We start from the raw sequence: 25,137 nt of genomic DNA, 5'->3' as shown, positions 1-25,137 counted from the left end.
TCAACTACAGGGCGTTTTGATATCATCGGCGCTGACTGGCTGCCGACAGGGAGGTCCGTACCGTGTCACGAACGATCCTGGACGTTGACGACGACCTACTCGCGGAAGCGGCGAAGATCCTCGGTACCACGACGAAGAAGGCGACGGTCAACGCCGCTCTTGAGGCGGTGGTCAACCGGGAGAAGCGGCGCGAGTTCGCCGACTGGCTCAAGACCGGCGGTCTTCCTGACCTCACCGGTGGAACGGGCTCGGCCAAGCCGGACGCAGCGTGAGCCGGGAGCTCTACCTCCTCGACAAGTCGGCGCTCGCCCGCTGGCCCAAGCCCGCCGTCGCTCCCGTGCTCGATGAGTTGTCAGACAGAGGGCTGCTGACAGTGTGCGGCGCGGTCGAGATCGAGGTGATCCACAGCGCCCGTACGGCCAAGGAGGCGCAGCGCGCGCGTTGGCTGCTCGGCGGCTTCCGCTGGCTGGCCATGCCGGACGAGATCTGGGACCGGGCGATCGACGTCCAGGTCCAGGCGCTTCACAAGGGCAACCACCGCGCCCTGTCGATGGCGGACCTGCTGATCGCCGCCACCGCCGAACGCCACGGCGCTACCGTGCTGCACTACGACGGCGACTTCGACATGATCACGGCGATCACGGGTCAACCAACGGCCTGGGTGGTTCCTCCCGGCTCGGCCGACTGATCGGCACCGTCCGCCCCAAGAACGCCCGAGAAGACGCACCCGAAGGTTGGCACTACCGTCTCTGCTGCAGGACGGCGGTCACCGCCTTTGCGTCGAAACGGGCCGGGTCGAAGTCGGTCGCATCATCGAGGTCCAGCCAGTCCAGCCGGTCCCCGTGCTCGGGATGGGTGGGGTCGGCGAGAATCTCCACCAGTTCGCCGTACCCCCACACGCCGCCGCAGTCCTCCGGCGGCGCGGCACGCCGCCCGGCGACACAGCGCGGGTACGTCACCGACGCAGCCCGGTCGAGGACCTTCTCCACGAGGATGTCGTGTTCCCAGTTGTCGCCGAAGTCGTACGTGTAGCGCAACTTGTCGCCAACGGCGGGGGCGACCTGTTCCAGGGTGGCCCCCGATGCGGCCCGGTGGCCGAGGTCGGCGTCGGGGCGGCCGAAGCTGCCGTACGGGGTCTCGAAGACGTGCAGGTGGCTGTCGGTCCAGGCGAAGGCGAGCTGGATCAGCACGTGCAGCTGGGCGAGACTGACGTCCGCGGACACCTCGAGACGCCGCCAGATCGGCGGGCGGGCACCGCGCAGGCTCACCTTGATCTGGTAGATGGGTGCTGGACCATCGGACTTCTTCCGCTTCGCGGGCAGCCTGGCCAAGCGCCGCTGTGCGGGTACGGCACCGCCCCGGCCAGGCGGGCTCAGCAGGTCGAGCAGCGCGGAGATCGAGGCGACATCGAGTTCGCCGTCGTGCCCGTGACCTCGCCGGCGCTTGGGCACGGGGAGCGCCCGCATCCGGCTGCGGAGCAGCAGGGCCAGCGCGGCGTAGCCGGCCCGTCGTCCTCAACGAGTTCGTCCAGCCCCTCGGTGTCCGGGTCGTGGTCGGCGCGGACGTCCAGCGCCTCCTCCACGGCTGCGCGGAAGCCCGCCGGCCGGAGCTTCACCTCCGTGACGTCGACGCCACCGGCGCGCAGGTCGGACAGGAGGGCCTCGCGGGCGCCTCCCCACTCGTCCCCGTCGATCAAGAGGATGTCGCGGGCGGCACCGCAGTCGAGTTCGTCCACGAGCACGACGACAACATGCGACCGGTCTGCCCGCTGAAACCGGCCGGCCAGTAGGAACGTCCCACCCGCTGCGTCGACAAAGCGGCGGCACTCCGACATCGTGACCGGGACGTCCAGTTCGGCGAGCCAGGGCGGCGCGCCGACGCCGGCACCGGCGAGCCGGCGCGCCGCCTCCGTCGCCGCACGGCTGACCTCGCCGTCGGAGACCGCGGCGATTCCCGCCAGCATCGCCCGCGCCTCCGGGGTGGCCTGCGTCTCGAACGTCGGCACGAACAGGTCCCGTACCGCCCGGTCGAAGCCGTCGCCCACGGCGGCCCCGACGGCCAGGAACATCGAGGCGGTGACCTCCACCTCCAACGGATCCTGCACTGCGTCGAGGTCGACCGCCTGCGGGATCAGGTCGCCGAGCTGCTCCGGCGTGGAATGCTCACCGGCACATTACGGGCAGTCGCACTCCTCTGGCGCGCCGACCACGGCGAGCGGCGCGCCGCTGCGAACCGATCGCTTCCCGTTGCGGCGCCGGTTGCGGCTCACTGGACTCACGCCGCACAGTCTGCCGTATTCCACCGATGCGACGGCAACCCAGACACACCGTCCGCGGACAACCACGCAGACGTCCCGGCGGACGGTGTGGTGCGCCCGGGTCATAGAGCCATGATCATTTGGCGACAGGGAGCCTCCGTGCCAGCGTGCGGCCGACCGCCGCAGCAACTCGTCTGTTGGAGATACGGCGGTCGACGAGCGCCCGGACGATAGAGGTGGGCGTGGGCCATGCGTCCGCGCGGCTGCCGCAGTCGGCGTGTTCGCCTTGTTAGCGTGGGTCGGCGGACCAGCGCTCGACACGTCCCGGCTGGTCGCGCCGCTGGCGCGACACCCCTCCGCCAGCCGCCGGACGGTGGCACAGGTGCTCAGGAGGGGTGATGACCGACGCGTCGGGCGGGAAGGCGCCCTCGCCGGACCGGCGTCCACCGTGGATCGACCGGGGTCGAGACTGGGCCGGGTGGGCCGGCCCCCGGCTGAAGGCGGGCGTGCGTACCACGTGGGCGCGGCTGCTTCCGGTGCTGCAGAGGCTGTGGGCGGCGGCGGACGGGGACGTGCCGTCTCCCCCTTCCGATGAGACGCACGAGCACCGAGAGCTGTCCCACCCGATCGCCGTCGCGGCCAAGGGGCACGTGTTCACGTTCACCGTCCGGGCCGTGCTCACCTGGTCGATCACCGGCGAGCGGCCCGAGGTGCCGATCTGGTACGTGCGCCACTTCACGCCCAAGGTGATTCAGCAGTTGCGACGTACGGCCGCAGACTGCGCGCGCGACTTCGCCCCGCACCGGGCGGGCGACCTCGAGGTGGCCCTGCAGAAGGCCCTGACCGAGCAGGATCCGAAGCAGTGGCGCTACACGCACGGCCGTGTGACGATCCAGTGCCGGCCGGAGGTGTGGTGGGTTCGCCACGACGACCGGGTCCTGGAGACGATGCGGCCGCACTGGGACCGCATGATCGAGCTGGAGTGCGAGTACGAGCTGTACCTGGCTCGGGCCCGGTACGCCGAGGAGCTGAACCGGCGGTGGATGACGATCCTCGACGAAATGGTCGACGATCCCCCGGGACGCGAGGAGACGGAGGCGATCAACGAGGAGCTGTCCCGGGCGCGGCGGCACATGGCCGCAGAGCAGCGGGCCGCCGCCGAGTGGACCGCGGGGCTCATGCGGGACCGGCGGAACTTCGACCGGATCTTCGAGCCGTTCACCGCCATCCCCATCGTCCCGCACCAGACAGCCGGCTCCGCCCGCGACTCCTCAGCCGACGCATCGAAGGCGACGTCCAGCGAGGCCACCGCGAAGACGACAGCGACGGACGCCACCGCCCCGAAGCCGGCGTCAACCGAGGCCGCCCCGAACGCGACGTCAACTGAGTCTGCCGCCCCAAAGGCGGTCTCGACGGAGCGCGCGTCGGAGCCAGGTCAGGACGGGCGGCGCTGACGCCGAGCCGCTCCGGTCCGCGCTTTCGGGCTCGCCTGCCGGTTGCGCAGGAACGCGCCCAGTCCCTGCCCGTCCTCGGTGGCCAGGAACGCGCCGCGGGCGTTGAGCAGGGTCTCGTCGGCGTGCGCCAGGCAGCCCCACACCGTGTCGCCCCACGAGTCGGCGAGCTTCACCTCGGCCGGCTCCGGGCACGCCTCGCCGCGGGGGCCGCCGATCTGGCAGCGGGCCGGCGCGGTGCCGTGCTGCCTGACCCGCTCGGCGGCCTCGCGGATCAGCGAGAACCGGACCTCCTTGTCGGCCTCGGGGCCGCGGGCCTGCTCGGGGACCGCCCGCCGCTGCCCGAACAGGACCACGTTGCCGTCCGGGTCGGTGGTGCGGCACTCACCGCCGGGGGCGTGCTCCGGATACCCGGACCGCTCGACGGCGTACCCGGCAGCGGTCAGCCGGTCGATCGTGGCGGTGAGGTCGTCGACGTAGAGGTAGATGAGCAGGGGCAGCTCGACGGTGACCAGGCGCGGTGTGATCGCCGCCAGCAGCAGGGTCAGCTCCCCGCACTGCAGATAGGACCAGCGGGACTCACCGTCGCCCCCGGTGCGCAGCTCGGTGTAGCCGAAGACCTCGTAGAACCGTCGCGCGGCGTCGGCGTCCGCGACGTACAGCACCGGCACCTGGGCCTGCACTCCGTTGGGCACCGCGCCAATGTACTCGTAATGGAAGTCTAAATCACGTCTTTGACATCGGGTTTTCCTGCCGAAGCACCCGCCGCGTGACCGTCAGCCGTCGTGCCACATGGGGACCGCGCGGCGCAGGGTGAGTGCCACGATGTCCGGGGCCCGGAGCACCCTGGCGAGCCGGTACGCCACGCCGAGCGCCAGCGGCCCGAACATCGGATGCCCGATCAGCCGATGGCAGGCGTGCAGGCCGATCTCGGCGGCCTCCCGGCGGGTCAGCACCGGGCGGTTGCCGCGCTCACGCTCGGCGCTGACCGCGACGCGGATCCGCCGCAAGGTCTCGGCCCGCTCGTCGGTGACCCGGCGTAGCACCGCCGCCGACCACCGCCAGGTCTCGACGAGCGGGAGCAGGTCCGACCCGGCGGGCAGCAGGTCGGCGAAGTACAGGTCGTACCGGCAGATCGCCACCGCCTCGGTCGGCTGCCCCTCGGCGAGGGTCAGCCGGGCCAGCAGCCCGGCGGCCAGGGGCGCGGACCACTCGGCGTCGAGTCCGGCGGACCGCACGGCGTCGACCAACCGTTCGCACGCATCCCGCGCCGCCACGTCGCCGGCGGCGTACCGGAGCACCGCCTGGAGTTCCGCGGTGGCCGGCTCGGGCCGCCCGCTCCGCTCCTCCCGCGCGGCCAGTTCGTCGGCGGCGGCGAGCAGTTCCTGCACTGGGGCGTCCCGGCCGACCAGCTCGGCGATCACCCGCCGCTGCTCCTCAACCGGGGTACGGGCCGCCCCGGCGGCCGGCGGCGCCGGGAGCTGGGCGAGCAGGTCGGCCAGGCCGCTCCAGTGGCCGGCTGCCGCCCCGACCAGGACCGCCCGGCGCAGGGCCACCCCGGTGCGATCGTCGTCGAGCCCGATGTTGGCCGCCCGGGTGTCGGCGACGGCGGCCAACGTCTGGAACGCTTCCGGCCAGTAGCCGGCCCCGGCGAGTTCGACGGCGAAGTCCTCGCGCAGCCGGCTGCCACGCCGGCCGGCCACCGACCCGGCGGCCAGCCGGGCCTGCAGCCGGCCGTGCCGGAACCGGTAGGCACCCGCGCCCTGCCGGAGCAGACCGACCGCGTCGGCGTGGTCGAGGAAGGCCAGCAGGTGGTACGGGAGCCGGTTGCGCGCGGCGAGCACGAACCGGGCCACGCCGAAGCGGAACCAGGCGCTGCCGCCCCGCCGGTACAGCCACCAGCCCAGGCCCAGGCCGAGCCCGGCGTACCCCTGTGCCACCGGCGGCGGGAAGTCGGACAGGCCGGCCAGCCAGAGGGCGGCGAGGCCGAGGAACCACAGCGCCACGGCGCGGACGGCGGTCAGCGGCAGCGCGGCGATCGTCGCCGCGCGGTCCGCCCGCAGCGTCCCCGCGGGACTGAGCGCGCTCAACTCCGCAGCCGGGGCGGACAGGTCGACGCGCAGCGCGGAGCGGACGACGGTGAATCCGCACCAGCCCACCCCGACGGCCAGGGCGCACTGGGTCGGCACCGACCAGTGCGCCACGGCGGGCACGGCGCCGAGCAGCGTGCCGAGCCGTGGCGGCGGCCCGATCGCCACGAACAGCGGCCAGGTCAGGGCGCCCCAGAAGGCACCGCCGACCAGTCCGCCCACCAGTCCCTCGAGGAGGGCCCGAAACCCGCCGGTGAAGACCGGCCGTACCGGCGGCACGCCGTGGTGCGGGTCGTCGCGGAGTGCCGACCGGACGGCCGCCGCCAGGGCCGCCAGGGCCACCAGCAGGGACGGCCGGGCGGTGACGCCGTGCAGCAGCTCCCGGACCTGGGCGTGACCGGTCACGGCAGCGAGGGCGCCGAGCGCCTCCCCGACCGGCGACAGGGCGAGCCACGCCGCGACAGCGGCCCGCAGACCGTCGAAGGCGACCCACAACGGACGCGGGAGCGCGACGGGGAGCTGCCACCAGCGGAACTCGCGACTGTCCAGGGACTCCAGGTGGCTGGCCAGTTGGGCGAGGTAGCGGCGGGACCGGTCCGGTTCCCAGCGGCGCAGACCCTGCCCGCCCCGCCGCGACCGCAGGGCCACGTCGACCGCGCGGGACAGCACCTCGTCCTCCACCGAGCGCCGGCCGCGCTCGGCGGCCAGCGGGAGCAGTTCGCGCGGGTCCGTGCCGGGCTGGTCGAACGCGGTCCGGGCCAGGGCCACCAGCAGCGGGGTGGACAGCGCCGCAGCCAGCTCGGGGTCGGCGTCGAGCCGGTCGGCCACGGTGGACCAGTTGCCCACCTGGTGCAGCGGCGCGGCGTCCCGCAGGTACCGGCCGACCTGCGCGGCGGTCAGCGGCGCGAGGGTCACCACGGCGGTCGCCCGCAGCCGCTCGCCCTGAATCAGGTACGTCTCGTAGACGGCGGAGCGGCAGGTCAGCACGAACCGTTGGGTCGGCAGCTCGTTGAGTTCCGCCAGGCAGGCGCTGAGCCGGTCCTCGGGCAGCTCGTCCAGGCCGTCCAGCACCGGCACCACCAGGTCGGCCAGCAGCAGGTCACGCACCACCGCCTCGCGGCGCGGGTGGCCGGTGGCGAGGTACGGGTACCGCCGGGTGATCCGGTCGGCCAGCCAGTCGTGGAACCCCTCGGCGCCCGGGTCCCAGGAGTCCACGGGCAGCAGCACCGGGATCGGCGCCTCCGGGTCGCGCCGGGTGGCGAACTCCCGGACCAGCCGCAGCGCGATGATCGATTTGCCGGATCCGGGTGGTCCCAGCACCAGCAGGCGCCCCGAGGGCACCGAGCGGTAGCACTCCCACAGCGTGCCGTCCCGTCCGGTGAGGTCGACGGGTCCGGCGTCGGCGGACCGGCCGATCGAGCGCCAGGACGGCATCAGCCGCTCCGGGGCGTTGTGCCAGGCCACCGGCAGCGGGTACGGCTCGTCGACCGCGCGCAGCAGCGTCTGCTCGGTGGGCTCCCGCCGGATCAGCTCGGCGAGCTCGTCGGCGGCGGCCCGCCGGTGCACCCAGGCCGTCGGCGGGGCGGCCTCCCGCCCGGCGAAGAGCTGGTCCACCACCACGTAGACCGCGATGACCCCGGCGACCACACCCCAGAGCCAGTTGACCTTCTCGAAGTCGTACCGGAGCCAGACCCAGGCGGTGCCGCCGGCGCCCAGCAGGGTCACGACGGTGACGAAGCTCCATTTCCACACGCCGCGCCGCACCGGACGATTCTGCGGGGCCGAGGATTTCCCCGCAGCCCCACCCTCCTGTCCGGACAGCGGACCGGCTGCGGGGCGCCGGGGGCGCTCACGGAAGCAGCAGGTCGCGGACCCGTCGCAGGTGGGCCTGCTCGGCGTGGTTGTCGGTCCGCGCGATCGCCGCGTCGTACGCCGCGGCCGCCTCCCCCGCGCGGCCGAGCCGCCGCAGCAGGTCGGCGCGGACCGCGTGGAAGACGTGGTAGCCGGCCAGGTCCAGGCCGTCCACCTGGGCCAGCGCGGCGGCCGGCCCGGCCACCTCGGCCAGCGCGACCGCCCGGTTCAGCGCCACCACCGGCCCGGGAGCGTGCCGCATGAGCTGGTCGTACAGGGCGAGGATCTGGGCCCAGTCGGTGTCGGCCGTCGTCGGGGCGTCGCTGTGCACGGCGTTGATCGCCGCCTGGATCTGGTACGGGCCGGGCCGGTCCCGCCGCAGGCAGCGCCGGACCAGGCCCTGCCCCTCGGCGATCAGTGCGCGGTCCCAGCGCCCACGGTCCTGCTCGCCGAGCGGCACCAGGACCCCGCCCGGCCCGGTACGCGCGGCCCGCCGCGCCTCGGTGAGCAGCAGCAACGCCAGCAGTCCGAGCACCTCCGGCTCGTCGGGCATCAGCTCGCCGAGCAGCCGGCCCAGCCGGATCGCCTCGGCGCAGAGCTCGTCGCGGACCAGCTGGTCCCCCGAGCTGGCGGTGTGCCCCTCGTTGAAGATCAGGTAGACGACGGCCAGCACGGCTCGCAGCCGGTCCGGCAGGTCCGCGTCACGCGGCACCCGGTACGGGATCCGCGCATCCCGGATCTTGGCCTTGGCCCGGACCAGGCGTTGCGCCATGGTCGGCTCCGGCACCAGGAAGGCCCGGGCGATCTCGGCGGTGCTCAGCCCGCCGAGCAGCCGCAGGGTCAGCGCGACCCGGGCGGGGGTGCCCAGCGCCGGATGGCAGCAGGTGAAGATCAGGCGGAGCCGGTCGTCCCGCACGGGTCCCTCCTCGGCCGGTGCGTCGGGGGCGTACAACAGGGCGGCCTGCGCCTGCCGGTCGGCGCGGGACGCCTCGCGGCGCAGCCGGTCGATGGCCCGGTTCCGGGCGGTGGTGATGATCCAGCCGGCCGGGCTGGGCGGCGGCCCCGCGGCGGCCCACCGGTCGACCGCCGTGGCGAAGGCGTCCTGGACCGCCTCCTCGGCGAGGTCGATGTCGCCGAGGAGGCGGACCAGCACGGCGACCGCGCGCCCGTACTCCGCGCGGAAGATCCGTTCGACGTCGGTCGGGTCGGGCACCCCTCAGACCTCGCCCTGGAACGGGCGCACCTCGATCGGCAGCGTGGTCGCCAGGGCGTACCGGCGGCCCCACTCCAGTGCGGCGTCGAGGTCGGGGGCGGTGATGATGGTGAAGCCGCCGAGGTACTCCTTGCCCTCCGCGTACGGCCCGTCGGTGATCAGCACCTCGTCACCCTGCGGACGCAGCACGGTGGCGGTCTCCGGAGCGTGCAGGCCGTTGCCGAAGACCCAGGACCCGGCCTCGACCAGTTCGTCGTGGATGGCGTCGATCTTGCGCATCACCTCGGCCAGGAACTCCGGCTCCGGCAGCCACTCGCCGGCCGGCTGGTACATGCTGATCAGGTACTGCTTCATGCGCTTCTCCTCGCCCGTCCGGGCCGGCCCGCCGCCGGCCCCTTCACCCTCCATACGAACGGGCGGCGCCGGGATCGACACGCCGGCCGAAGGGTTCTACGCGCCTGACGTGTGCGGGGGTTGCCCGAAACTCACGAAGATGATCTTCCATGTATCTATTGAAATTTGTCTCCATCCTGTGACGTAATACTGACAGTTCCTTTCACCCACTCCCGCCGCCGCGAGCGGCAGACCCCCCGGGAGGGAAAGATGAACCGTCCCCTGCGATCGGCGCTACGTACGGCCGCCACGGCCGTGCTCGCCACCGTCACCCTGGCCGCCTCGGCCCTGCTCGGCGCGACGCCCGCCAGCGCCGCGCCGGCCGGCCTGCCCGGCATGGACGTCTCCAGCTGGCAGGGCAACGTGAACTGGTCCGCCGCCTGGAACAACGGCGCCCGCTTCGCGTACGTGAAGGCGACCGAGGGCACCGGCTACACCAACCCGTACTTCGCCCAGCAGTACAACGGCTCGTACAACGTCGGCATGATCCGGGGCTCGTACCACTTCGCCCGGCCGGACGTGTCCAGCGGCGCCACCCAGGCCAACTACTTCGTCGACCACGGCGGCGGCTGGTCCAAGGACGGCAAGACCCTGCCGGGCGCCCTGGACATCGAGTACAACCCGTACGGTGCGACCTGCTACGGGCTGAGCCAGGCCTCGATGCGCAGCTGGATCGCCTCGTTCGTCAACCAGTACTACGCCCGCACGGGCCGGTGGGCCACCATCTACACCACCACCGACTGGTGGACCACCTGCACCGGCAACACCTCGCAGTTCGCCGCGAACAACCCGCTCTGGATCGCGCGCTACTCCAGCAGCGTCGGCACCCTGCCGGCCGGCTGGGGGACGTACTCGTTCTGGCAGTGGGCCTCCTCCGGCACCTTCCCGGGCGACCAGAACGTCTGGAACGGCACCCTGGACCGGCTCAAGGTGCTGGCCTGCAACGGACCCTGCTGACCCGCTCCGGTGGCGGGCGCCCTTTCGGCCACTCCGGCGCGGCGTGTCTGACGCCACGCCGGGGCCCGGGAGCAGCCGCCCGCCACCGGCGTCCGTACCCCTGAGGAGGCCCCGATGTCCGTCCCCGTCCCCCGCCGGGCCGTGCTGCGCGGCGCGGTCCTGCTCGGCGCTGCGGCCGGCGCCACGGCGTTCACCCAGTTCGGCGACGACCGCGACGCGCGGGCCGTCGCCACCCGGGTCGACCAGCCGGATATCGCCAACTGCGCGACCTGGGGCGCCCGCCCGCCCGCGACCAACGTCAGCGTCGTGCAGAGCCGCCCGAACAAGATCATCATCCATCACACGGCGTTCCCGAACACCACCGACTACAGCCTGGCGCAGGCCTACCGGAACTCGCGCGACATTCAGAACCTACACATGGACACCAACGGCTGGCTCGACTCCGGGCAGCACTTCACCAACAGCCGCGGCGGCTACCTGACCGAGGGCCGGCACGGCAGCCTGTACGCGCTGCTGCACGGGCAGACCATGGTCCAGGGCGCCCACTGCGTCGGGCAGAACAGCCAGGCCATCGGCATCGAGAACGACGGCATCTACCTCGACGTGCAGCCACCGAAGGCACTCTGGGACAGCCTGGTGTGGTTCTGCGCTTTCACCTGCCAGCAGTACGGCATCCCGTCCAGCGAGATCTACGGGCACAAGGACTTCAACAACACGCAGTGCCCGGGACTGCTGCACGACCGGCTGCCCGAGCTGCGCAGCGCGGTGGCCGCCCTGCTCGGCGGCTGACGGCCCGACCCGCCCGTCGCGGGGCGCCTCACCGGGGCGCCCCGCGACCACCAGAGCATCCTCCTCCGCTCGGTCGGCGCAGGCTACCGGCGGCGGCCCCGCCAACCGATTCCGGCTGCGCCCAAACGTGGCGGCGGAAGGCCATTGCCCTCGGGCAGACTGTCGATCATGTCGCCCCGATCCATCGCCGACCTCGTCACCGCCGACCGGTCCGGGCGGCGTGTCAAGTACCTGCACTTCTGGGGCCACCGCCCGCAGCGCGACGGCAGCGTCGGCACCGGCTGCCTGAGCCAGTGGTGGCCGGCACCGTTCACCGTGGACGGCCGGACCTACCCCACTGCGGAGCACTGGATGATGTGGCACAAGGCCACGCTGTTCGGCGACGCGGAGATCGCCGAGCGCATTCTCGCCAGCGGGCACCCGCGGCGGGCCAAGACGCTCGGCCGGCAGGTCCGCGGCTTCGACGAGGCGACCTGGACGGCGCGCCGCTACGACATCGTGGTGGCCGGCAGCGTGGCCAAGTTCGGCCAGCACGACGAGCTGGGGCGCTTCCTGCTCGGCACCGGGGAGCGGGTGCTCGTCGAGGCGAGCCCCGTGGACCGGATCTGGGGCATCGGTCTGGCCGCCGACGACCCGCGCGCCGATGATCCGGCCCGGTGGCGAGGCCAGAACCTGCTCGGCTTCGCCCTGATGGAGGCGCGCGCCACGCTGCGCGCGGCTCGGACGTGACCACCCCACGCCCCCGGTCCCGGCGACGAGCCGCTGCTGCTCGTGTCCGGGGATGGCGGGCAGCGGTTCAGGAGTAGTTCTGGTTCACGCCGGAGGGGCGCGCAGCCCGGTCGCGGCCGAAGCGTCCCTGATCAGCTTAGCGATCCTGAGTCGGATTGAGTTTCCGGGATCGTTTCCCACCGTGGTGGAGATGCATGGACGTGGTGATGGAATCCTGCGCCCAAGGCGGCTCCGCGTGGCCGGTGGCCGGCGGTGGTGGGTGTGCTGATCGTGTTCACGCCCTGGTGCCGGTGGGCTGCGCGAGGCAGCCTCGGCCGGTCCGTTGGTGCGTGTCCCTCCGGACGCTTGCCCGCCCGACCGTGAGGCCGGGTGGAGGAGGGTGCCCCGCGTCGCCTGGGCACGGGGCATGTTGGCTTGTGCCGGGTGGGGCCGGTCTTCGACCGGTCCCGGCGGCAGGCCGTGGAGGTGCTGGGGGTGACGACGGCGCCGGCTTCGAACGCGTCGACGACCGAGCGGATCACCAGGGCGCCGGTGGTCTTGTCGGTGACGGTTTTGGCTTGGTGGGTGAGGCCGCGGGCGGCGATCCGGCGCCAGGCACCCTGGTCGCGGTCGCCCTGCCAACCGCAGCTGCCAGTGTTGGGGCAGATGGCCCATTTCCATCCCGCGGCGGTCGGCTTGTCGGGGGCCTTGCGATGTTGCAGCGGGGCCAGGCACTGCGGGCAGTGCTTGGACGTGTTCCGGGCGGGGACGGTGACCACGGCGATACCGGCCTCGGCGGCGAGGTGCCGCATCCGGTCGCTGATCTTTCCGCGGACCTGCTGGGACAGGCGCGTGTTCAGGCTGTGCCCCATGCCCTTGGCTTCCATCGACCGCAGGCCTTCCAGGTAGATGACGGACGCCCGGGCGGCGATCGCCTGGTCGACCGTCCAGCGGGCGGCAGCCCACGCGAGCGCATCGTTCAAGTTTTGGCGGCGGTCGGACACGTGGCGGATCTCGCCGGCCAGCACCTCGCGTTTCACTCTCACATGCTCGTCCGGGCGGCCGCCGAGCAGCCGCGCGTACTGGTCGGCCTTCGCGTGCAGCTGTTCTGACAGGCGCCGGAGGCGGTGCTGCTTGGCCAGGACGCCGGCGGCGCGGAACTGTCCACCAGCCCCCAACGCCGTGATCCGCCCGCTGGCGTGCAGTCGTAGGGCACCGGCGCTGAGGAGGGTGTTGAGGCCCCAGTCCACGCCAAGCGCCACCGAGTGACCGGTGGCCCGGGCTTTCGGCACGGCGTGCGTGTATGCCATGTCGGCACGCACCGTCCCGTCGGTGACGCGGAGGGTGGGCAGGTGCAGCACCGCCGAGGCGGGAACCGTGGACGGCAACGCGATCCGACACTCGACCCACGTCCAGTCCCGATACCCTCGCGGATCCGGACGGGTGGGCAGTTGCAGCCGCAGCAGCGCCCTGCCCGGGTCAGTGTCGCTGCGCTCGATGATGGCGTGCTGCCGATCACACGCGGCCAACAGCAACATCCGCGGAATCCGCGGGACGCCTTCCAACTCGAACACGTCCACCGGCAGGCGGCCGTTAACTTTCGCAAACGCGGCGGCCTGCCGGCTCCGGCCCTTGATGACATTCGACGGCAAATACTCGCCGCCGGGGATCGAGGCCCGAACCTGATCCCACTCCGCGGGGGTGCGCTTACGCGGATCGGCCGGCCAGACCGCCAAGACCCCGGCGGTCACATCAGCACGCCAAGCCGCCGAACGAAGAGCACGCCCCGCCTGCTCCTGCGCCATCCGCACGACCCGGTCATTGACCCTCACACCCCGAGGCGGGGCGACCGTCCACCCGAGGCGTTGCACGGCCATCCACGCGTGCGACGGCAACCTCCGTCCACCCGCATCCACCCCGGCCGCCAACACCTCCACATCCACGCGGTTCCAATGCTCACCGACCAGCGCGGCCACCATGCCCGCCACCAGGTCAGCACACCAACCGACCCGTTGCGCCAGCACCGTCCGGGACAGCACCTCGCCGGTTGCCTCATCCACCCCCACGCGCAGCGCAGCGCGGGCACACGCGGTCCGGGCCGCCTCACCCTCGGCCAGCCGCAGCTTCCCGCTCACCGACTCAACGCCTCAACACCGACCCAGAAAAACCGGCCCTCACGACCGACCCACACCACCGGAACCCTCCCGAGCCAGCCCAAAAGTGATGTGCCACGGGGTGAACACCGACACGCTTCCCGGCCTTGGAAAGCCGAAAACGTTCCACACAGACCAATCTATGATCACTGATCATAGATAATCAAATCGGTCAGCCTGACGGCCGGCGAGCCAGGCGGGTAACGTGCTGCGGCGTGACCGTCACACCGTACTCGCACTGCTCGTACTGCGGCGCCGCCTATTCGGCGGAGGCCGGCTGGCCGCGGGTCTGCGCGGCCTGCGGCGGGACGGTGTGGCGCAACCCGCTGCCGGTCGCGGTGGCGGTGCTGCCGGTCCGGACGCCGACCGGCCTGGGCGTGGTGGCGGTCCGCCGGGACATCGAGCCGGCCCGCGGGCAGCTCGCGCTCCCCGGCGGCTTCATCGAGTACGGCGAGGAGTGGTCGGAGGCGCTGGTCCGGGAGCTGCGTGAGGAGACCGGCCTGCTGGCCGACGCCGAGCAGGCGCGGCTGTTCGCGGTGCACGGGGCGCCGGCGGGCGGCACCATGATGGTCTTCGGCGTACTGCCCGAGCGGGCGGTCGGCGACCTGCCGCCGTCGGCACCGACCGAGGAGGCCACCGAGTGGGTCGTCCTCACCGAGCCCGTCGAGCTGGCCTTCTCCACGCATACCCGGGTGCTGGCCGACTTCCTCGCCGAACGGTGGGCGGCCTGACCCTCGTCGGCGCCGCCGACCTCTGCCTCTTCGGCGGCGTCGTCCACCACCCCGTCACCGCCACCTGACCGCCACAGTCACCCGGAGCCGGCGGGTTGATCTTTGTCGACGCCGACACCGGCGTGTCACGGCAACAACTTCATGGTCAACGCGCGGGAACGGGCGAGGCGGCGGCGGGTCAGGTGGTCAGGTAGGTGGCGGGGACGAGGTCGGTCAGCCAGACGCCGTTGGCGCTGCGGTAGAAGAGGTAGCCGTTGTCGGCCATGGCGGCGGCGTCCACGGTCAGCACCACCACCGCGCAGCCCCGGCGCGCCCCGACCCGGCGGGCGGTCGCCACGTCCGGCGACAGGTGTACGTGGTGCCGGCGGCCCCGGCGCAGCCCCTCGACCCGGATCGCCGGCAGGACGCTCTCGCTCGTGCCGTGGTAGAGCCGGTCCGGCGGCGGGGTCGGTGTCAGGCCGAGGTCCACCGGGACGGAATGGCCCTGGCTGGCCCGGATCCGGTCGACGCCGTCGGGTCCGCGCTCGACGGCGAAGCGCTGCTTGTCGTTGCCGGCGACCACGGCGTCGAGGTCGACGCGGCTGATCCGCAGCGCGGCGAGCAGGTCGGCGACGGGCACCCAGCCGGCCCGGTCGAGCGTCAGGCCGAACCGGTCCGGGCGGTGCCGCAGCGCCAGCGACATCCGCTTGCTCACCCGGACCAGATCACGATGATCCACACCGTCAGTGTGGCGCACGCCGACGCACCGGTCGACGGATATCAGCGGGCGGCGGTCAGGCGGCGGCGCGATCCGCCAGGGGGCGGCGTCGGCGGGCCGGGTCGGTGAGGACGGGCGGCGACCAGGCGCCATCCGGCTGGTAGAGGTTGGTGCCGGGAGCGACGATCTCGTCGATCCGGTCGAGCACCGCGTCGTCGAGGGTGAGCGACGCGCCCTTGAGCAGCCCGTCGAGCTGCTCCATGGTGCGCGGCCCGATGATCGCCGAGGTGACCCCGGGGTGCGCGACGGTGAACGCGACGGCCAGCTCGGGCAGGGTGCAGCCGACCTCGTCGGCGAGCGCGACGAGTTGCTCGACGGCGGCGTACTTCGCCGCGTTGCCGGGCAGCGCCGGATCGAAGCGGACCGGGGTGAGCGCCGGCCGACCGGCGGTGAGGTCCACCGTGCGGCCCTGCCGGTAGCGGCCGGACAGGAACCCGGAGGCCAGCGGGCTCCAGACCAGCACGCCCATGCCGTACCGCTGGCAGACCGGGAGCACCGCAGTCTCGATCCCCCGGGCCAGGATCGAGTACGGCGGCTGCTCGGTGCGGAACCGGCCGAGCGCCCGCCGCTCGGCGACGTGGTGTGCCTCCACGATCTCCTCGGCCGGGAAGGTCGAGCAGCCGAAGGCACGGATCTTGCCGGCCCGGACCAGGTCGGTGAGCACCCCGAGGGTCTCCTCCACGTCGGTGGTGTGGTCGGGCCGGTGCACCTGGTAGAGGTCGATCCACTCCGTGCCCAGCCGGCGCAGGCTTTCCTCCACCTCCCGGACGATCCAGCGCCGGGAGTTGCCGCCCCGGTTGGGTCCCTCCCCCATCGGGAAGTGCACCTTGGTCGCCAGGACCACGTCGTCGCGCCGGCCGCGCAGCGCCTTGCCGACGATGACCTCCGACTCGCCGGCGGAGTACATGTCGGCGGTGTCCACGAAGTTCACGCCCTGGTCGAGGGCGGCGTGGACGATGCGTACGCAGTCGTCGTGGTCGGGGTTGCCGACCGCGCCGAACATCATGGTGCCGAGACAGTGGGTGCTGACCTGGATGCCGGTGCCGCCGAGAACGCGGTAGCGCACAGGGTTGTTCCTTTCTGAGGGGTACGCCGCGTTGACCGGGCGGCGGCCGGTCCGGCAACCCTAGGAGTTCGAGTGCACTCGAGGTCAACCGGTCAGCCCGGTCCCTCCCCCGCCTCGGCCAGGTAGCCGGCGGCCTGGAGTTCGAACAGCTCCCGGTAGGGCCCGTCCTGCGCCATCAGCTCGTCGTGGTTGCCCTGCTGGATGAGGCGGCCGTGGTCCAGCACGAAGATCCGGTCGGCGTGCCGGACGTTGGCCAGCCGGTGGGTGATCAGGACGACGGCGCGGTCGGGGTGCCGCCGCAGGTGCTGGAAGAGGGCGTGTTCGGCCCGGGCGTCCAGGGCCGCCGAGGGTTCGTCGCAGATCAGCAGCCGGGCGTCCCGGTAGAGGCCGCGGCCGGCCACCAGCCGCTGCCACTGGCCGCCGGAGAGGTCCTGTCCGTTCTTGAACTGCCGGTCGAGCAGCGTGTCGTACCCGAACGGCAGCCCGGTGATCATGTCGTGGGCGGCGGCGCCGCGGGCGGCGTCCTCGACGGTCGGGCCGGCGGGCCCGGCGGCCCGGTCGTGCCGGCCGATCCGGATGTTCTGCCGGGCGGTGAACGGGAACTTCCGCCAGTCCTGGCTCATCACCGCCACCTGGCCGGCGGTCTGCCGGGGATCCAGCTCGGCGAGGTCCGCCCCGTTCCAGCGGATCATCCCCTCGGTGGGCCGGTAGAGGCCGGCGATGAGCTTGGCGAGGGTGGTCTTGCCGGACCCGTTCTCGCCCACCAGGGCGACCACCTCCCCCCGCCGGATGGTGAGGCTGACGCCGTCCACGGCCGGGACATTGGTGTCCGGGTAGCGCATGGTGACCTGGTCGAGCTCGATGTGTTCGACAGCGTCGACGCCCCGGTCGCCGCCGGCCGGCACCCGCTGCCCGGCGCGGTCGACGAAGTTGCGATAGTCCTGGTAGTAGAGCGCGTCCTCGTAGAGCGAGTTGGTGGCGAACACGGCGGTCCGCAGCCCGGCCCGGGCGGACTGCACCGCCAGCAGGGCGGTCGCGGCGGCCGCGAGGGCCACCACGCCGGTCAGCAGCAAGCCGCCGAGGACCGCGTAGAGAGCGAACGCGGCGACCCCGGTGATCGACAGGCCGACCGCACGGGTGGCGGTCAGCGCGCGGGCCAGCCGCAGCTCGGCGCGGGTCTCCAGACCGATGACCCGGCGATACTCGGCGAGCAGGAAGTCCCGCATCTGGTAGGCCCGGATCTCCGCGGCGGTGTGCCGGTCGGCCATCAGCTGGGCGAGCATCCACATCCGACGGCGCCGGGTGATCCGGCCCAGCCAGTCGAGGTGCCGGCGGCGGGCCATCTTCACCGCGGTCACCGCCTCCGGCGCGGCGGCGAGCAGCAGGCAGGGCAGCAGCACCGGCTGGATCACGGTGACCGCGGCGGCGGTGGCCAGCACCCCCACCAGCCCGGTGACCAGGTTGACGGTGTCGTCGACGATCGACGCGGCCTCGGCCATGCCCTTGTCCCGGGCGCGGTCCATCTCCTCGGCGAAGCCGGCGTCGTCGAAGGCGGCCAGCTCGACCGCCGTGGTGGTCTCGAACAGTCGCAGCTCCACCTGGTAGTTGATCTGCGGGATGAGCCGGGCCTGCGCTCAGCCGGCGGCGGCGGTCAGCGCGCCGCGTGCGGTGACCGCCAGCGCGGCGAGAAGCAGGGCCGGCAGGGCGGCGCGGATCCGGTCGGGGGTCGGACCGGCGGCGAAGAGCTGCCGCAGCACCCCGGTGGTGGCGAGCAGCCCCAGGGTGGTGAGCACGCCGGCGGCGACGTTCAGCCCGATCGAGGCGAGGGTGTCCCGGCGGCTGGTCGCCCAGGCCAGCGCGACCGCCTCGCGGACCAGGGCGGGGAGCCGGCGGGCCACCGAGCCGAAGCTGGTGTGGGCGAACTCGGTGGCCCGGTGCATCCAGTGGCCGTCCTCCAGTTCCGGCAGCGGCTCCGCCGCGCCGTCGGCCGGCTCGTCCTCGTCGGACGGAGGCCGGGGCCCGATCACCGTCGTCATGGGCCCTCCTCACCGGTACGGTCAGTGACCGGAGCGTACGATCCGCTACCTCACGCTGTCTCCCCGTAGTCGGCGTGTCGAACAGGTGTCGCAACCGGCGTGGCGCGGGGCGCCCGTTCCAAGGAATGGGTGATGCCCGGTCCCGTCGCGCGCACCTGCGGTGGGTGGCAGGCTGGTGGGGTCGCCGGCAGCGGGGCGACGACGGCCCGCTGGCAGACCATGTCGTGAAGGAGAAGATCGACCTGATGGCTGTGGACGTGACCACCACGGACGAATGGCAGGCCCTGCGCAAGCACGCCGAGGAACTGCGCGGCACCCACCTGCGGGACCTGTTCGCCGCCGACGAGCAGCGGGGTGAGCGGCTCACCGGCGACGTCGCCGACCTGCACGTGGACTACAGCAAAAACCTGGTCACCGACGAGACGCTGCGCCTGCTCACCGCGCTCGCCGAGCGGGTCCGGCTGGCCGACCGGATCGCCGCCATGTTCGCCGGGGAACACATCAACTCCACCGAGGACCGGGCCGTCCTGCACACCGCGCTGCGCCTGCCCCGCGACGCGTCGCTGGTGGTGGACGGGCAGGACGTGGTCGCCGACGTGCACCGGGTGCTGGATCGGATGTCGGCCTTCGCCGAGCGGGTCCGCTCGGGTGCCTGGCGCGGATACACCGGCGAGCGGATCACCACCGTGGTCAACATCGGCATCGGCGGATCGGACCTCGGGCCGGTGATGGCTTACGAGGCGTTGAAGGCGTACCGGGACGCGGGCATCAGCTGCCGGTTCGTGTCCAACATCGATCCGACCGACATCCACGACAAGACCGTCGACCTGGACCCGGCCAGCACGCTGTTCGTCGTGGTCTCCAAGTCGTTCTCCACCCAGGAGACCCTCGCCAACGCCGACCAGGCGCGGCGCTGGCTGCTCGCCGGGCTGGACGCCGACGACTCGGCGATCGCCCGGCACTTCGTCGCGGTCAGCACCAACGAACAACGGGTTCGTGACTTCGGCATCGACCCGGAGAACATGTTCGGCTTCTGGGACTGGGTCGGCGGCCGATACTCGCTGCCGTCGGCGGTCGGCCTGTCGGTGATGCTGGCGATCGGGCCGACCCGGTTCCGCGAGATGCTGGCCGGCTACTTCGCCGTGGACGAGCACTTCCGGACCACGCCGGTGGAGCGGAACGTGCCGGCGCTGCTGGGCCTGCTGAACGTCTGGTACACCGACTTCTGCGACGCGGAGACGCACGCGGTGCTGCCGTACGCGCAGTACCTGCACCGGTTCCCGGCATACCTGCAGCAGCTCACCATGGAGAGCAACGGCAAGTCGGTGACCGTCGACGGCCGGCCCGTGACGTACCCGACCGGGGAGATCTTCTGGGGCGAGCCGGCCACCAACGGCCAGCACGCCTTCTACCAACTCATTCATCAGGGGACGCGGCTGATCCCGGCTGACTTCATCGCGTTCAGCCAGCCCAACCACGACCTGGGCGACATGCACGACCTGTTCATGTCGAACTTCTTCGCGCAGACCGCCGCGCTGGCCTTCGGCCGCACCCGCGAGCAGGTCGAGGCGGAGGGCACCCCGGCCGACGTGGTGCCGCACCGCGTGATGGCCGGCAACCACCCGACCACGTCGATCATCGCGCCGAAGCTGACCCCGTCGACGCTGGGCCAGCTGGTCGCCCTGTACGAGCACATCGTCTTCACCGAGGGCACGGTCTGGGACATCAACTCGTTCGACCAGTGGGGCGTGGAGCTGGGCAAGGTGATGGCCAACCAGCTCGCGCCCAAGCTCACCGGTTCCCACCCCGAGCTCGGCGACGTGGACTCGTCGACCGCGGCGTTGATCCGTCGCTACCGAGCCCAGCGCGGCCGGGACTGACCGCCTTCCGGCGCGGTGACCGCCATGCCGAGGAGCGACCGCTAAGGGCTCCGAGGTGTGGCGGTCCGGCCGGCGCCGGGCCGGTCGCGCGGGTCAGTCGCGGAGGAACTCGGCGTGGGCGGCCCGGAGCCGGGCCAGCGCCGGGTCGCCGGCCGGGACGCGGCGCTCCAGCTCGGCCCAGACCTCGGCGAGGGCGTCGGTGAGCGCGCGCCGCTCGGCCGCGTGCCGCCGGCTGCTCTGCCGGTGCAGCTCCTCGAGGCGGCGGGACCAGCCGGCGCTGATCGCGGCGATCCGCTCGGCGTCGGCCCGGGCCTGGGCCGCCGTGCGCGCCGCCGCGGCGGGCACGATCGCGGCGACCGGGCGGGCGTCGCCGTCGCGGGTGATGACGGTGACGGTGTCGGTCAGCTCGGCGAGGGCGACGAGCTGGGTGAGCCGGGTGCGGACCTCGCGCAGCGGCAGGGCGCGCGGCTGGGGGGACCGGTCGGCCAGGGCGGGGGCAGCCATGGACAGATGTTCACGTCCGGGTACGACAAAACTGCGCCGCGTGGCGGTGACGCGGGTCAGCGGGCGGCCGGCGGCCCTGCCGTCCACTCCGGTGCCAGCACCGACCAGACCTCCATGTCGGCCCGGCCGGTCGGGCCCGGGGCGGCCGCGCGGAGGACGCCGTCGCGGCGCATGCCCAACCGTCGGGCGACGGCGATGCTGCGCTTGTTGCCGGACTTCGTCACCCACTCCACCCGGTGGATGCCACGTTCCCGGACCGCCCTGATCACGCGGGCGGCGCGGGTGACCATTAGCAGGCCGGAGCCGGGCCGCCGGAGGTTGTCGGTCGGTCGCCCTACGGTGTGCGCCGTGAACGCCGTCCAGACGTACCGATACCTCCAGCCGTCCGCGCTGCGCCCCGCCGGTCTCGACCTTCAGACCTGCGGCGGACCGGCCGCCAACCCGCGCTTCTTCAGCGGCTTCCTCACCACGCCCGCGGCGGCGGCCGCCGGGCTGCTCGCCGTCGCCGAGGTGGCTCGCACCCGCTACCACCAGCCGGTCAACCCGGCGAGCCTGGACCCGGTGGTGACGGGCAGCCGGGACCGGTTGCGCTTCGAGTCCTTCTCCGGCTGTTGCGGGGTGTACGCGCGGTTGGACGTCGTCCCGGCCGGATTCGACGGCGACATCGTCGGACACGGCACGACCAACGTCGACGTGAACCCGCCGCTGCGGGAGGCGCTGGCCCGGGTCGGCGGGATCGAGCCGCTGCACCTGGCTGTCGGCCCCGACGACCTGACGGTCTCCACCATGGACGGTGCCGTGGTGGAGAAGAAGGTTCCGCTGCCGGGGCGCTGGTTGCGCGGCTTCGCCGAGGTGCACGTGCTCACCGCCGCGTTCGAGCCGCGCGCCGAGATCCCCGCTGCGGAGGCCGCCGCGTTCCTGCGTCGACTCCCCGGCGCCAACGACCGTTCCGTGCTCTGGGCGGTGCCCGCCGGGCGTACCCTCCGGCTGACCTCGCGACCGACGCCGGGCGCCGTCTGCCTGGCCGGCGCGGGCCGACTCGCGGCCCTGCGGGGCCTGCTCCGGCACGCGCGCACCCTGCGGGTGTACGGGCCACCGGTGCGGGCCGGTTCGCCCGCGGTGGCGAGCACCTGGGAACTCGACACCGGTACGCTGCGGCTGTCGCTGACCCTCTCCCCCGAGCCCTACCGCGGGTTCTCCGGCGAGGGCGCCGCCCTGCTCGCCCTGGCCGGGGACGAGGTGATCGACGACGCCGAACTGGTCGGCGCCCTGCTCTCCTGGGACCCGACGATCGACGTCGCCGCGCTCGCCGACGCGGCCGGCCTGTCCGACGACCGGGTACGCGCCGCCCTGGCCCAGCTCGGCACCGCCGGGCGGGTCGGCTACGACGTGGCCGACGGCGGGTACTTCCACCGGGTCATGCCGTACGACGCGGGCCGGGCCGAGCGGGACAATCCGCGCCTGGTCGGGGCGCGGGCGCTGGTCGAGCGCGGCGCAATCGAGTGGACCGACGGGCACGCCACGGTACGCAGCGGCGCGGAGGTCTACCGGGTGCGGCGGCTGCCGGACGGGGCGTACACCTGCTCCTGCCGCTGGTGGGGGCGGCATCAGGGGCAGCGCGGGCCCTGCAAGCACGCGCTGGCCGTGTCGATGGCGACGGCGCCGGCGGAGGTGAAGGCATGAGGAACTTTTGGGAGCCGCTGGTCCGCGGCAAGGTTCCGGCTGTCCAGGCAGCGCTGGTCGAGTTGGACGAGGCGGCCCGCCGGGCGCTCGGCGACGAGCTGGTCACGCACGTCCGGCGGCGGCGGGACCACTGGTGGTCAGGCAGGGAGTCGACCGCGCTGGCGGTGGCCGCCGTGGGCACGCTGAGCACCGCGACGAAGGTGGCGGCGCTGCTGGGCCGACGGTCGGTGTGGCTGGGGGACGCGGATCCGGAGCCGGTGGTCGAGACGGCCCGGCAGCGGGGGGTGACCTGGCTGGCCGACCTGGCCGAGCGGCTGCGGCGGAACGAGCCCGGGGAGGGCTGGCACTTCGTCGCGGGCCTGCTGGTGGCGGAGAAGGCGGCGCCGCCCACCGGGGACGCGTTCGTCGCAGGCTGGGCGCGGGCGATGTGGTGGCGCCCCGGCAACCGACAGCGCCCTCCCCTGCTCGACCGGCTGCGCGCCGACCCGTTCCTGGACGTGCTGCTGCCGCGGCTGTTCGAGGTGGACGGGGTCGGCCTCGAGCTGACGGCCGGCGGGGCCGGCGGCGACCGGCAGGCGGTGCCGCAGGCGCTGGCCGCGTTGGCGGCGGAGGGGCGGTTGGACCGGTCGACCCTGCTGGACGGCGTCCTCGGGCGGCTGCTGCGCGGGGACCGGCCGACCGCGCTGCAACCGTTCCTGGCGCTGCACGACCTGCTGGCGCCGGCCCCGGCGGAGGTGGCGGCGCGGTCGGCCGCGTATCTGCGGCTGCTCGCGGACGCGCCCGGGCCGGTCGCCACGACAGCGCAGCGGACGCTGCGGAGCCTGGACGTCGATGTGGAGCTGGAGTCGCTGCTGGACGTGTCCCGCGCGGTGCTCACCCGCCCGGAGAAGGCGCTGGTCCGGGGACAGCTGTCCTGGCTGGACCGGCTCGCCCGGCAGCGCCCCGATCGGGCGGCGGAGATCGCGGCCGTAGTGGCGGTCGCCGCCGAGCACCCGGGGGCGGACCTGCGGGACCGGGCGGCCGCGATCGCCACGCGGCACGGTCACCGGCCGGCCGCCGCCGTCGCCGTGCCGGTGGCCGGCGACGAACTGCCGCCCCCCGCGCCGCCGGCCGCCGCCCCGCCGCCGATCGCCGAGGTGGACGAGCTGGTCGAGGAGGTGTCGGCCCTGCTCGGCGGGCGCTGGCCGGCGCTGGCGGTGGAGCGGATCCTCGACGGGCTGCTCCGGCTGGCGACCACCGACGGGGACCGGCTGCGGGCGGCCCTGCTGCCGGTGCTGCAACGCCAGCGGGTGGGCGCGTACGACCACATGTGGGCGGTCTTCAACCTCTCGGTCCAGCTGCACTGGGTCCTGCGGGCCGCCGCCGACCCGGCCGATGCGGCCGCCCGCCGCGGCCACTGGGCCAGCATGCTCACCGAGTCCCGCCCCCGGACGTGGCGCCTGTTCCGCCGTGGCCCGGCCGTCGACCGGGCCCGCCGGCCCGCACTGACGCAGCTGTACTGCGCCCGGCTCGCCGAGATCGGGCAGCGGCTGGACGGGCGGGACGATCCCGGCCTGCTCGCCGCGCCGACCTCAGCCACCGGCGCCCTCGACCCGGCCGCCCTGTACGAGCGGTTGGCCGCCCTGGGCGACCGCCCGGTCTGGCGGTGGGATCTCACCCAGGCCCTGCTGCGGCTGCCGGCCGTGGTGGACGAGCCGCTGGCGGCCCGCGCGGCGGCACTCGGCACGCCGGCCGGCGACGACCTGGCCAGCTGGCTGCGTGGCGACGCCCTCCCGGCACCCGCCCAGCAGGTGGTGACCGTCGGCCGGCGGGACCGGTCGGGCTCCTACGACTGGGGCTACGACCGGTTGCCGGTACGGCGGACGCTGGTCGCCACGACGCCACCGGAGGGCGTGGCGGACCAGCTCGGCCTGCTCACCGTCACGCCCCGGCCGGTGGGGCAGCACCACAGCGGCTGGGACGACCTCTGGCCGGCCGTACTGCCCGGGCACCGGGGCCTGGTGGCCGCCCGCCTGCTCCGGCAGATCGCCGAGACGGCGCAGGAGGACGTCCGCGAGGGCGCCACGATCCTGCCGGCGCTGGCCGAGTGCACCGGCGCGGGCGGTCCGGCGCTCGACCTGGCCCTGGCGTACGGGCTGTGCGCCCGCCACGAGGTGGACCGGGTCGCCACGCTCGACGCCCTGCTCATGCTGGCCGCGGCCGGGGACCTGGACGCGCCGGCCGTGGGTGGGCACCTGGGGGCGCTGGCGGCGGACGGCCAGGTGACGCTGACCCGGGCGGCGACGCCGCTGCGCGACGCGGTGTCGGCCGGCGCCCGGCTGAGCACCTGGCGGCTGCTCGCCGCGGCGCTGCCGCCGCTGCTGGCCGCGCCCACCCCACCCCGGGGCACCCCGGACCTGCTCACCCTGGCCGCCGAGACGGCCACCGCGACCGGGGTACGGATCGAGGTGCCGGGCCTGGCCGACGTGGTGGCCCGGGGCGGCGGGAGCCGGCTGGTGACCGAAGCCCGGCGGCTCGCCGCCGAGCTGGACGTCTGAGCGCTCGTGGCGGGGCAGGGGCGTCAGCGCCGACGGAGCCGGGCGGCCAGCTCGGCGCACAGGTGGTCGACGCCCTCGCCG

General features: G+C 73.5%; 23 protein-coding genes. 10 read left to right on the top strand and 13 right to left on the bottom strand.

Annotated features, from left to right (window positions below; translation table 11 throughout):
* Positions 1 to 62 precede the first annotated feature (62 nt).
* A complete protein-coding gene (locus tag ACGF4F_RS00530) occupies positions 63 to 272 on the top strand; it encodes a type II toxin-antitoxin system VapB family antitoxin (RefSeq protein WP_357435944.1) in 210 nt (69 codons plus the stop codon).
* Positions 269 to 688 (top strand): PIN domain nuclease, encoded by a 420-nt coding sequence (locus ACGF4F_RS00525; RefSeq protein ID WP_393073509.1) that lies wholly within the window; start codon positions 269 to 271, stop codon positions 686 to 688. The genes ACGF4F_RS00530 and ACGF4F_RS00525 overlap by 4 nt, the downstream gene beginning before the upstream one ends.
* 52 nt (positions 689 to 740) lie before the next feature.
* Here ACGF4F_RS00525 and ACGF4F_RS00520 read toward each other — a convergent pair whose 3' ends face one another.
* Together ACGF4F_RS00520 and ACGF4F_RS00515 are read right to left on the bottom strand one after the other, a co-directional pair.
* A complete protein-coding gene (locus tag ACGF4F_RS00520) occupies positions 741 to 1,466 on the bottom strand; it encodes a plasmid pRiA4b ORF-3 family protein (RefSeq protein WP_393073507.1) in 726 nt (241 codons plus the stop codon).
* Positions 1,373 to 2,104, bottom strand: a complete 732-nt coding sequence (locus ACGF4F_RS00515) for a hypothetical protein (protein ID WP_393073504.1) — start codon at positions 2,102 to 2,104, stop codon at positions 1,373 to 1,375. The genes ACGF4F_RS00520 and ACGF4F_RS00515 overlap by 94 nt, the downstream gene beginning before the upstream one ends.
* 551 nt (positions 2,105 to 2,655) lie before the next feature.
* On the opposite strand from ACGF4F_RS00515, the gene ACGF4F_RS00510 reads away from it, so the two are divergent.
* Complete coding sequence (locus ACGF4F_RS00510; protein ID WP_393073501.1) at positions 2,656 to 3,711, top strand: hypothetical protein; 1,056 nt, start codon at positions 2,656 to 2,658, stop codon at positions 3,709 to 3,711.
* On the opposite strand, the gene ACGF4F_RS00505 is transcribed toward ACGF4F_RS00510, so the two are convergent.
* The 4 genes from ACGF4F_RS00505 to ACGF4F_RS00490 form a co-directional block, all read right to left on the bottom strand.
* Complete coding sequence (locus ACGF4F_RS00505) at positions 3,693 to 4,403, bottom strand: VOC family protein (protein ID WP_357435953.1); 711 nt, start codon at positions 4,401 to 4,403, stop codon at positions 3,693 to 3,695. The two genes, ACGF4F_RS00510 and ACGF4F_RS00505, sit on opposite strands and share 19 nt — an antisense overlap.
* An 81-nt stretch (positions 4,404 to 4,484) precedes the next feature.
* Positions 4,485 to 7,562, bottom strand: coding sequence for an NACHT domain-containing protein (locus tag ACGF4F_RS00500; protein ID WP_393073498.1), 3,078 nt, complete (start codon positions 7,560 to 7,562; stop codon positions 4,485 to 4,487).
* An 85-nt stretch (positions 7,563 to 7,647) separates the two neighbouring features.
* Complete coding sequence (locus tag ACGF4F_RS00495) at positions 7,648 to 8,862, bottom strand: RNA polymerase sigma factor (RefSeq protein ID WP_393073496.1); 1,215 nt, start codon at positions 8,860 to 8,862, stop codon at positions 7,648 to 7,650.
* 3 nt (positions 8,863 to 8,865) lie between these two features.
* The gene (locus tag ACGF4F_RS00490) at positions 8,866 to 9,216 is read right to left on the bottom strand and encodes a YciI family protein (RefSeq protein ID WP_393073493.1); all 351 of its coding nucleotides are present in this window, start codon (positions 9,214 to 9,216) and stop codon (positions 8,866 to 8,868) included.
* A 249-nt stretch (positions 9,217 to 9,465) separates the two neighbouring features.
* On the opposite strand from ACGF4F_RS00490, the gene ACGF4F_RS00485 reads away from it, so the two are divergent.
* The 3 genes from ACGF4F_RS00485 (at position 9,466) to ACGF4F_RS00475 (ending at position 11,730) form a co-directional block, all read left to right on the top strand.
* Entirely contained in the window at positions 9,466 to 10,212 is a 747-nt protein-coding gene (locus ACGF4F_RS00485) for a lysozyme (RefSeq protein WP_357435959.1), read from the top strand.
* A 114-nt stretch (positions 10,213 to 10,326) separates the two neighbouring features.
* Complete coding sequence (locus tag ACGF4F_RS00480) at positions 10,327 to 11,001, top strand: peptidoglycan recognition family protein (protein WP_357435961.1); 675 nt, start codon at positions 10,327 to 10,329, stop codon at positions 10,999 to 11,001.
* 168 nt (positions 11,002 to 11,169) lie between these two features.
* The gene (locus ACGF4F_RS00475) at positions 11,170 to 11,730 is read left to right on the top strand and encodes an NADAR family protein (protein WP_393073490.1); all 561 of its coding nucleotides are present in this window, start codon (positions 11,170 to 11,172) and stop codon (positions 11,728 to 11,730) included.
* Between the two features lie 131 nt (positions 11,731 to 11,861).
* Here the strand turns inward: ACGF4F_RS00475 and ACGF4F_RS00470 are convergent, their stop codons facing one another.
* Positions 11,862 to 13,844 carry a zinc ribbon domain-containing protein gene (locus ACGF4F_RS00470; protein WP_393073487.1) on the bottom strand — a complete coding sequence of 661 codons (1,983 nt, stop codon included), beginning with the start codon at positions 13,842 to 13,844 and terminating at the stop codon, positions 11,862 to 11,864.
* Positions 13,845 to 14,077: 233 nt separating this feature from the next.
* Here ACGF4F_RS00470 and ACGF4F_RS00465 point away from each other — a divergent pair, with 233 nt between their 5' ends.
* Positions 14,078 to 14,593, top strand: coding sequence for an NUDIX domain-containing protein (locus tag ACGF4F_RS00465; RefSeq protein ID WP_357445131.1), 516 nt, complete (start codon positions 14,078 to 14,080; stop codon positions 14,591 to 14,593).
* Between the two features lie 178 nt (positions 14,594 to 14,771).
* On the opposite strand, the gene ACGF4F_RS00460 is transcribed toward ACGF4F_RS00465, so the two are convergent.
* The 4 genes from ACGF4F_RS00460 to ACGF4F_RS00445 all read right to left on the bottom strand — a co-directional run bounded on the left by ACGF4F_RS00460 (position 14,772) and on the right by ACGF4F_RS00445 (position 18,452).
* Complete coding sequence (locus ACGF4F_RS00460) at positions 14,772 to 15,311, bottom strand: RNA 2'-phosphotransferase (protein WP_357445134.1); 540 nt, start codon at positions 15,309 to 15,311, stop codon at positions 14,772 to 14,774.
* A 55-nt stretch (positions 15,312 to 15,366) separates the two neighbouring features.
* Positions 15,367 to 16,416 carry an aldo/keto reductase gene (locus ACGF4F_RS00455; RefSeq protein WP_357445137.1) on the bottom strand — a complete coding sequence of 350 codons (1,050 nt, stop codon included), beginning with the start codon at positions 16,414 to 16,416 and terminating at the stop codon, positions 15,367 to 15,369.
* A 92-nt stretch (positions 16,417 to 16,508) separates the two neighbouring features.
* Positions 16,509 to 18,014, bottom strand: a complete 1,506-nt coding sequence (locus tag ACGF4F_RS00450) for an ABC transporter ATP-binding protein (RefSeq protein ID WP_393073482.1) — start codon at positions 18,012 to 18,014, stop codon at positions 16,509 to 16,511.
* 36 nt (positions 18,015 to 18,050) lie between these two features.
* Entirely contained in the window at positions 18,051 to 18,452 is a 402-nt protein-coding gene (locus ACGF4F_RS00445; protein ID WP_393073479.1) for a hypothetical protein, read from the bottom strand.
* A gap of 245 nt (positions 18,453 to 18,697) precedes the next feature.
* Between ACGF4F_RS00445 and pgi the strand changes: the two genes are divergently transcribed.
* Positions 18,698 to 20,332 carry a glucose-6-phosphate isomerase gene (gene pgi, locus ACGF4F_RS00440; protein ID WP_393074770.1) on the top strand — a complete coding sequence of 545 codons (1,635 nt, stop codon included), beginning with the start codon at positions 18,698 to 18,700 and terminating at the stop codon, positions 20,330 to 20,332.
* 93 nt (positions 20,333 to 20,425) lie between these two features.
* Here the strand turns inward: pgi and ACGF4F_RS00435 are convergent, their stop codons facing one another.
* Positions 20,426 to 20,836 carry a type II toxin-antitoxin system Phd/YefM family antitoxin gene (locus ACGF4F_RS00435; protein ID WP_357445143.1) on the bottom strand — a complete coding sequence of 137 codons (411 nt, stop codon included), beginning with the start codon at positions 20,834 to 20,836 and terminating at the stop codon, positions 20,426 to 20,428.
* 56 nt (positions 20,837 to 20,892) lie between these two features.
* Complete coding sequence (locus ACGF4F_RS00430) at positions 20,893 to 21,069, bottom strand: GNAT family N-acetyltransferase (protein ID WP_393073476.1); 177 nt, start codon at positions 21,067 to 21,069, stop codon at positions 20,893 to 20,895.
* A gap of 115 nt (positions 21,070 to 21,184) precedes the next feature.
* Here ACGF4F_RS00430 and ACGF4F_RS00425 point away from each other — a divergent pair, with 115 nt between their 5' ends.
* Together ACGF4F_RS00425 and ACGF4F_RS00420 are read left to right on the top strand one after the other, a co-directional pair.
* Positions 21,185 to 22,519 (top strand): SWIM zinc finger family protein, encoded by a 1,335-nt coding sequence (locus tag ACGF4F_RS00425; RefSeq protein WP_393073473.1) that lies wholly within the window; start codon positions 21,185 to 21,187, stop codon positions 22,517 to 22,519.
* Positions 22,516 to 25,056, top strand: a complete 2,541-nt coding sequence (locus ACGF4F_RS00420) for a DUF6493 family protein (protein ID WP_393073470.1) — start codon at positions 22,516 to 22,518, stop codon at positions 25,054 to 25,056. The genes ACGF4F_RS00425 and ACGF4F_RS00420 overlap by 4 nt, the downstream gene beginning before the upstream one ends.
* Positions 25,057 to 25,137 lie beyond the last annotated feature (81 nt).

It is taken from the genome of Micromonospora sp. NPDC047740 (assembly GCF_043204735.1).
Lineage (GTDB): Bacteria > Actinomycetota > Actinomycetes > Mycobacteriales > Micromonosporaceae > Micromonospora.
The sequence above is the reverse complement of the archived record's forward strand: the minus strand, read 5'-3'. Positions and strand labels throughout refer to the sequence as shown.

Coding starts and splice junctions, on each gene's coding strand:
- ACGF4F_RS00475 (WP_393073490.1), top strand. CDS start 11,170: ATGTCGCCCCGATCCATCGCCGACCTCGTCACCGCCGACCGGTCCGGG.
- ACGF4F_RS00420 (WP_393073470.1), top strand. CDS start 22,516: ATGAGGAACTTTTGGGAGCCGCTGGTCCGCGGCAAGGTTCCGGCTGTC.
- ACGF4F_RS00435 (WP_357445143.1), bottom strand. CDS start 20,836: ATGGCTGCCCCCGCCCTGGCCGACCGGTCCCCCCAGCCGCGCGCCCTG.
- ACGF4F_RS00490 (WP_393073493.1), bottom strand. CDS start 9,216: ATGAAGCAGTACCTGATCAGCATGTACCAGCCGGCCGGCGAGTGGCTG.
- ACGF4F_RS00485 (WP_357435959.1), top strand. CDS start 9,466: ATGAACCGTCCCCTGCGATCGGCGCTACGTACGGCCGCCACGGCCGTG.
- pgi (WP_393074770.1), top strand. CDS start 18,698: ATGGCTGTGGACGTGACCACCACGGACGAATGGCAGGCCCTGCGCAAG.
- ACGF4F_RS00520 (WP_393073507.1), bottom strand. CDS start 1,466: ATGCGGGCGCTCCCCGTGCCCAAGCGCCGGCGAGGTCACGGGCACGAC.
- ACGF4F_RS00445 (WP_393073479.1), bottom strand. CDS start 18,452: ATGACGACGGTGATCGGGCCCCGGCCTCCGTCCGACGAGGACGAGCCG.
- ACGF4F_RS00510 (WP_393073501.1), top strand. CDS start 2,656: ATGACCGACGCGTCGGGCGGGAAGGCGCCCTCGCCGGACCGGCGTCCA.
- ACGF4F_RS00480 (WP_357435961.1), top strand. CDS start 10,327: ATGTCCGTCCCCGTCCCCCGCCGGGCCGTGCTGCGCGGCGCGGTCCTG.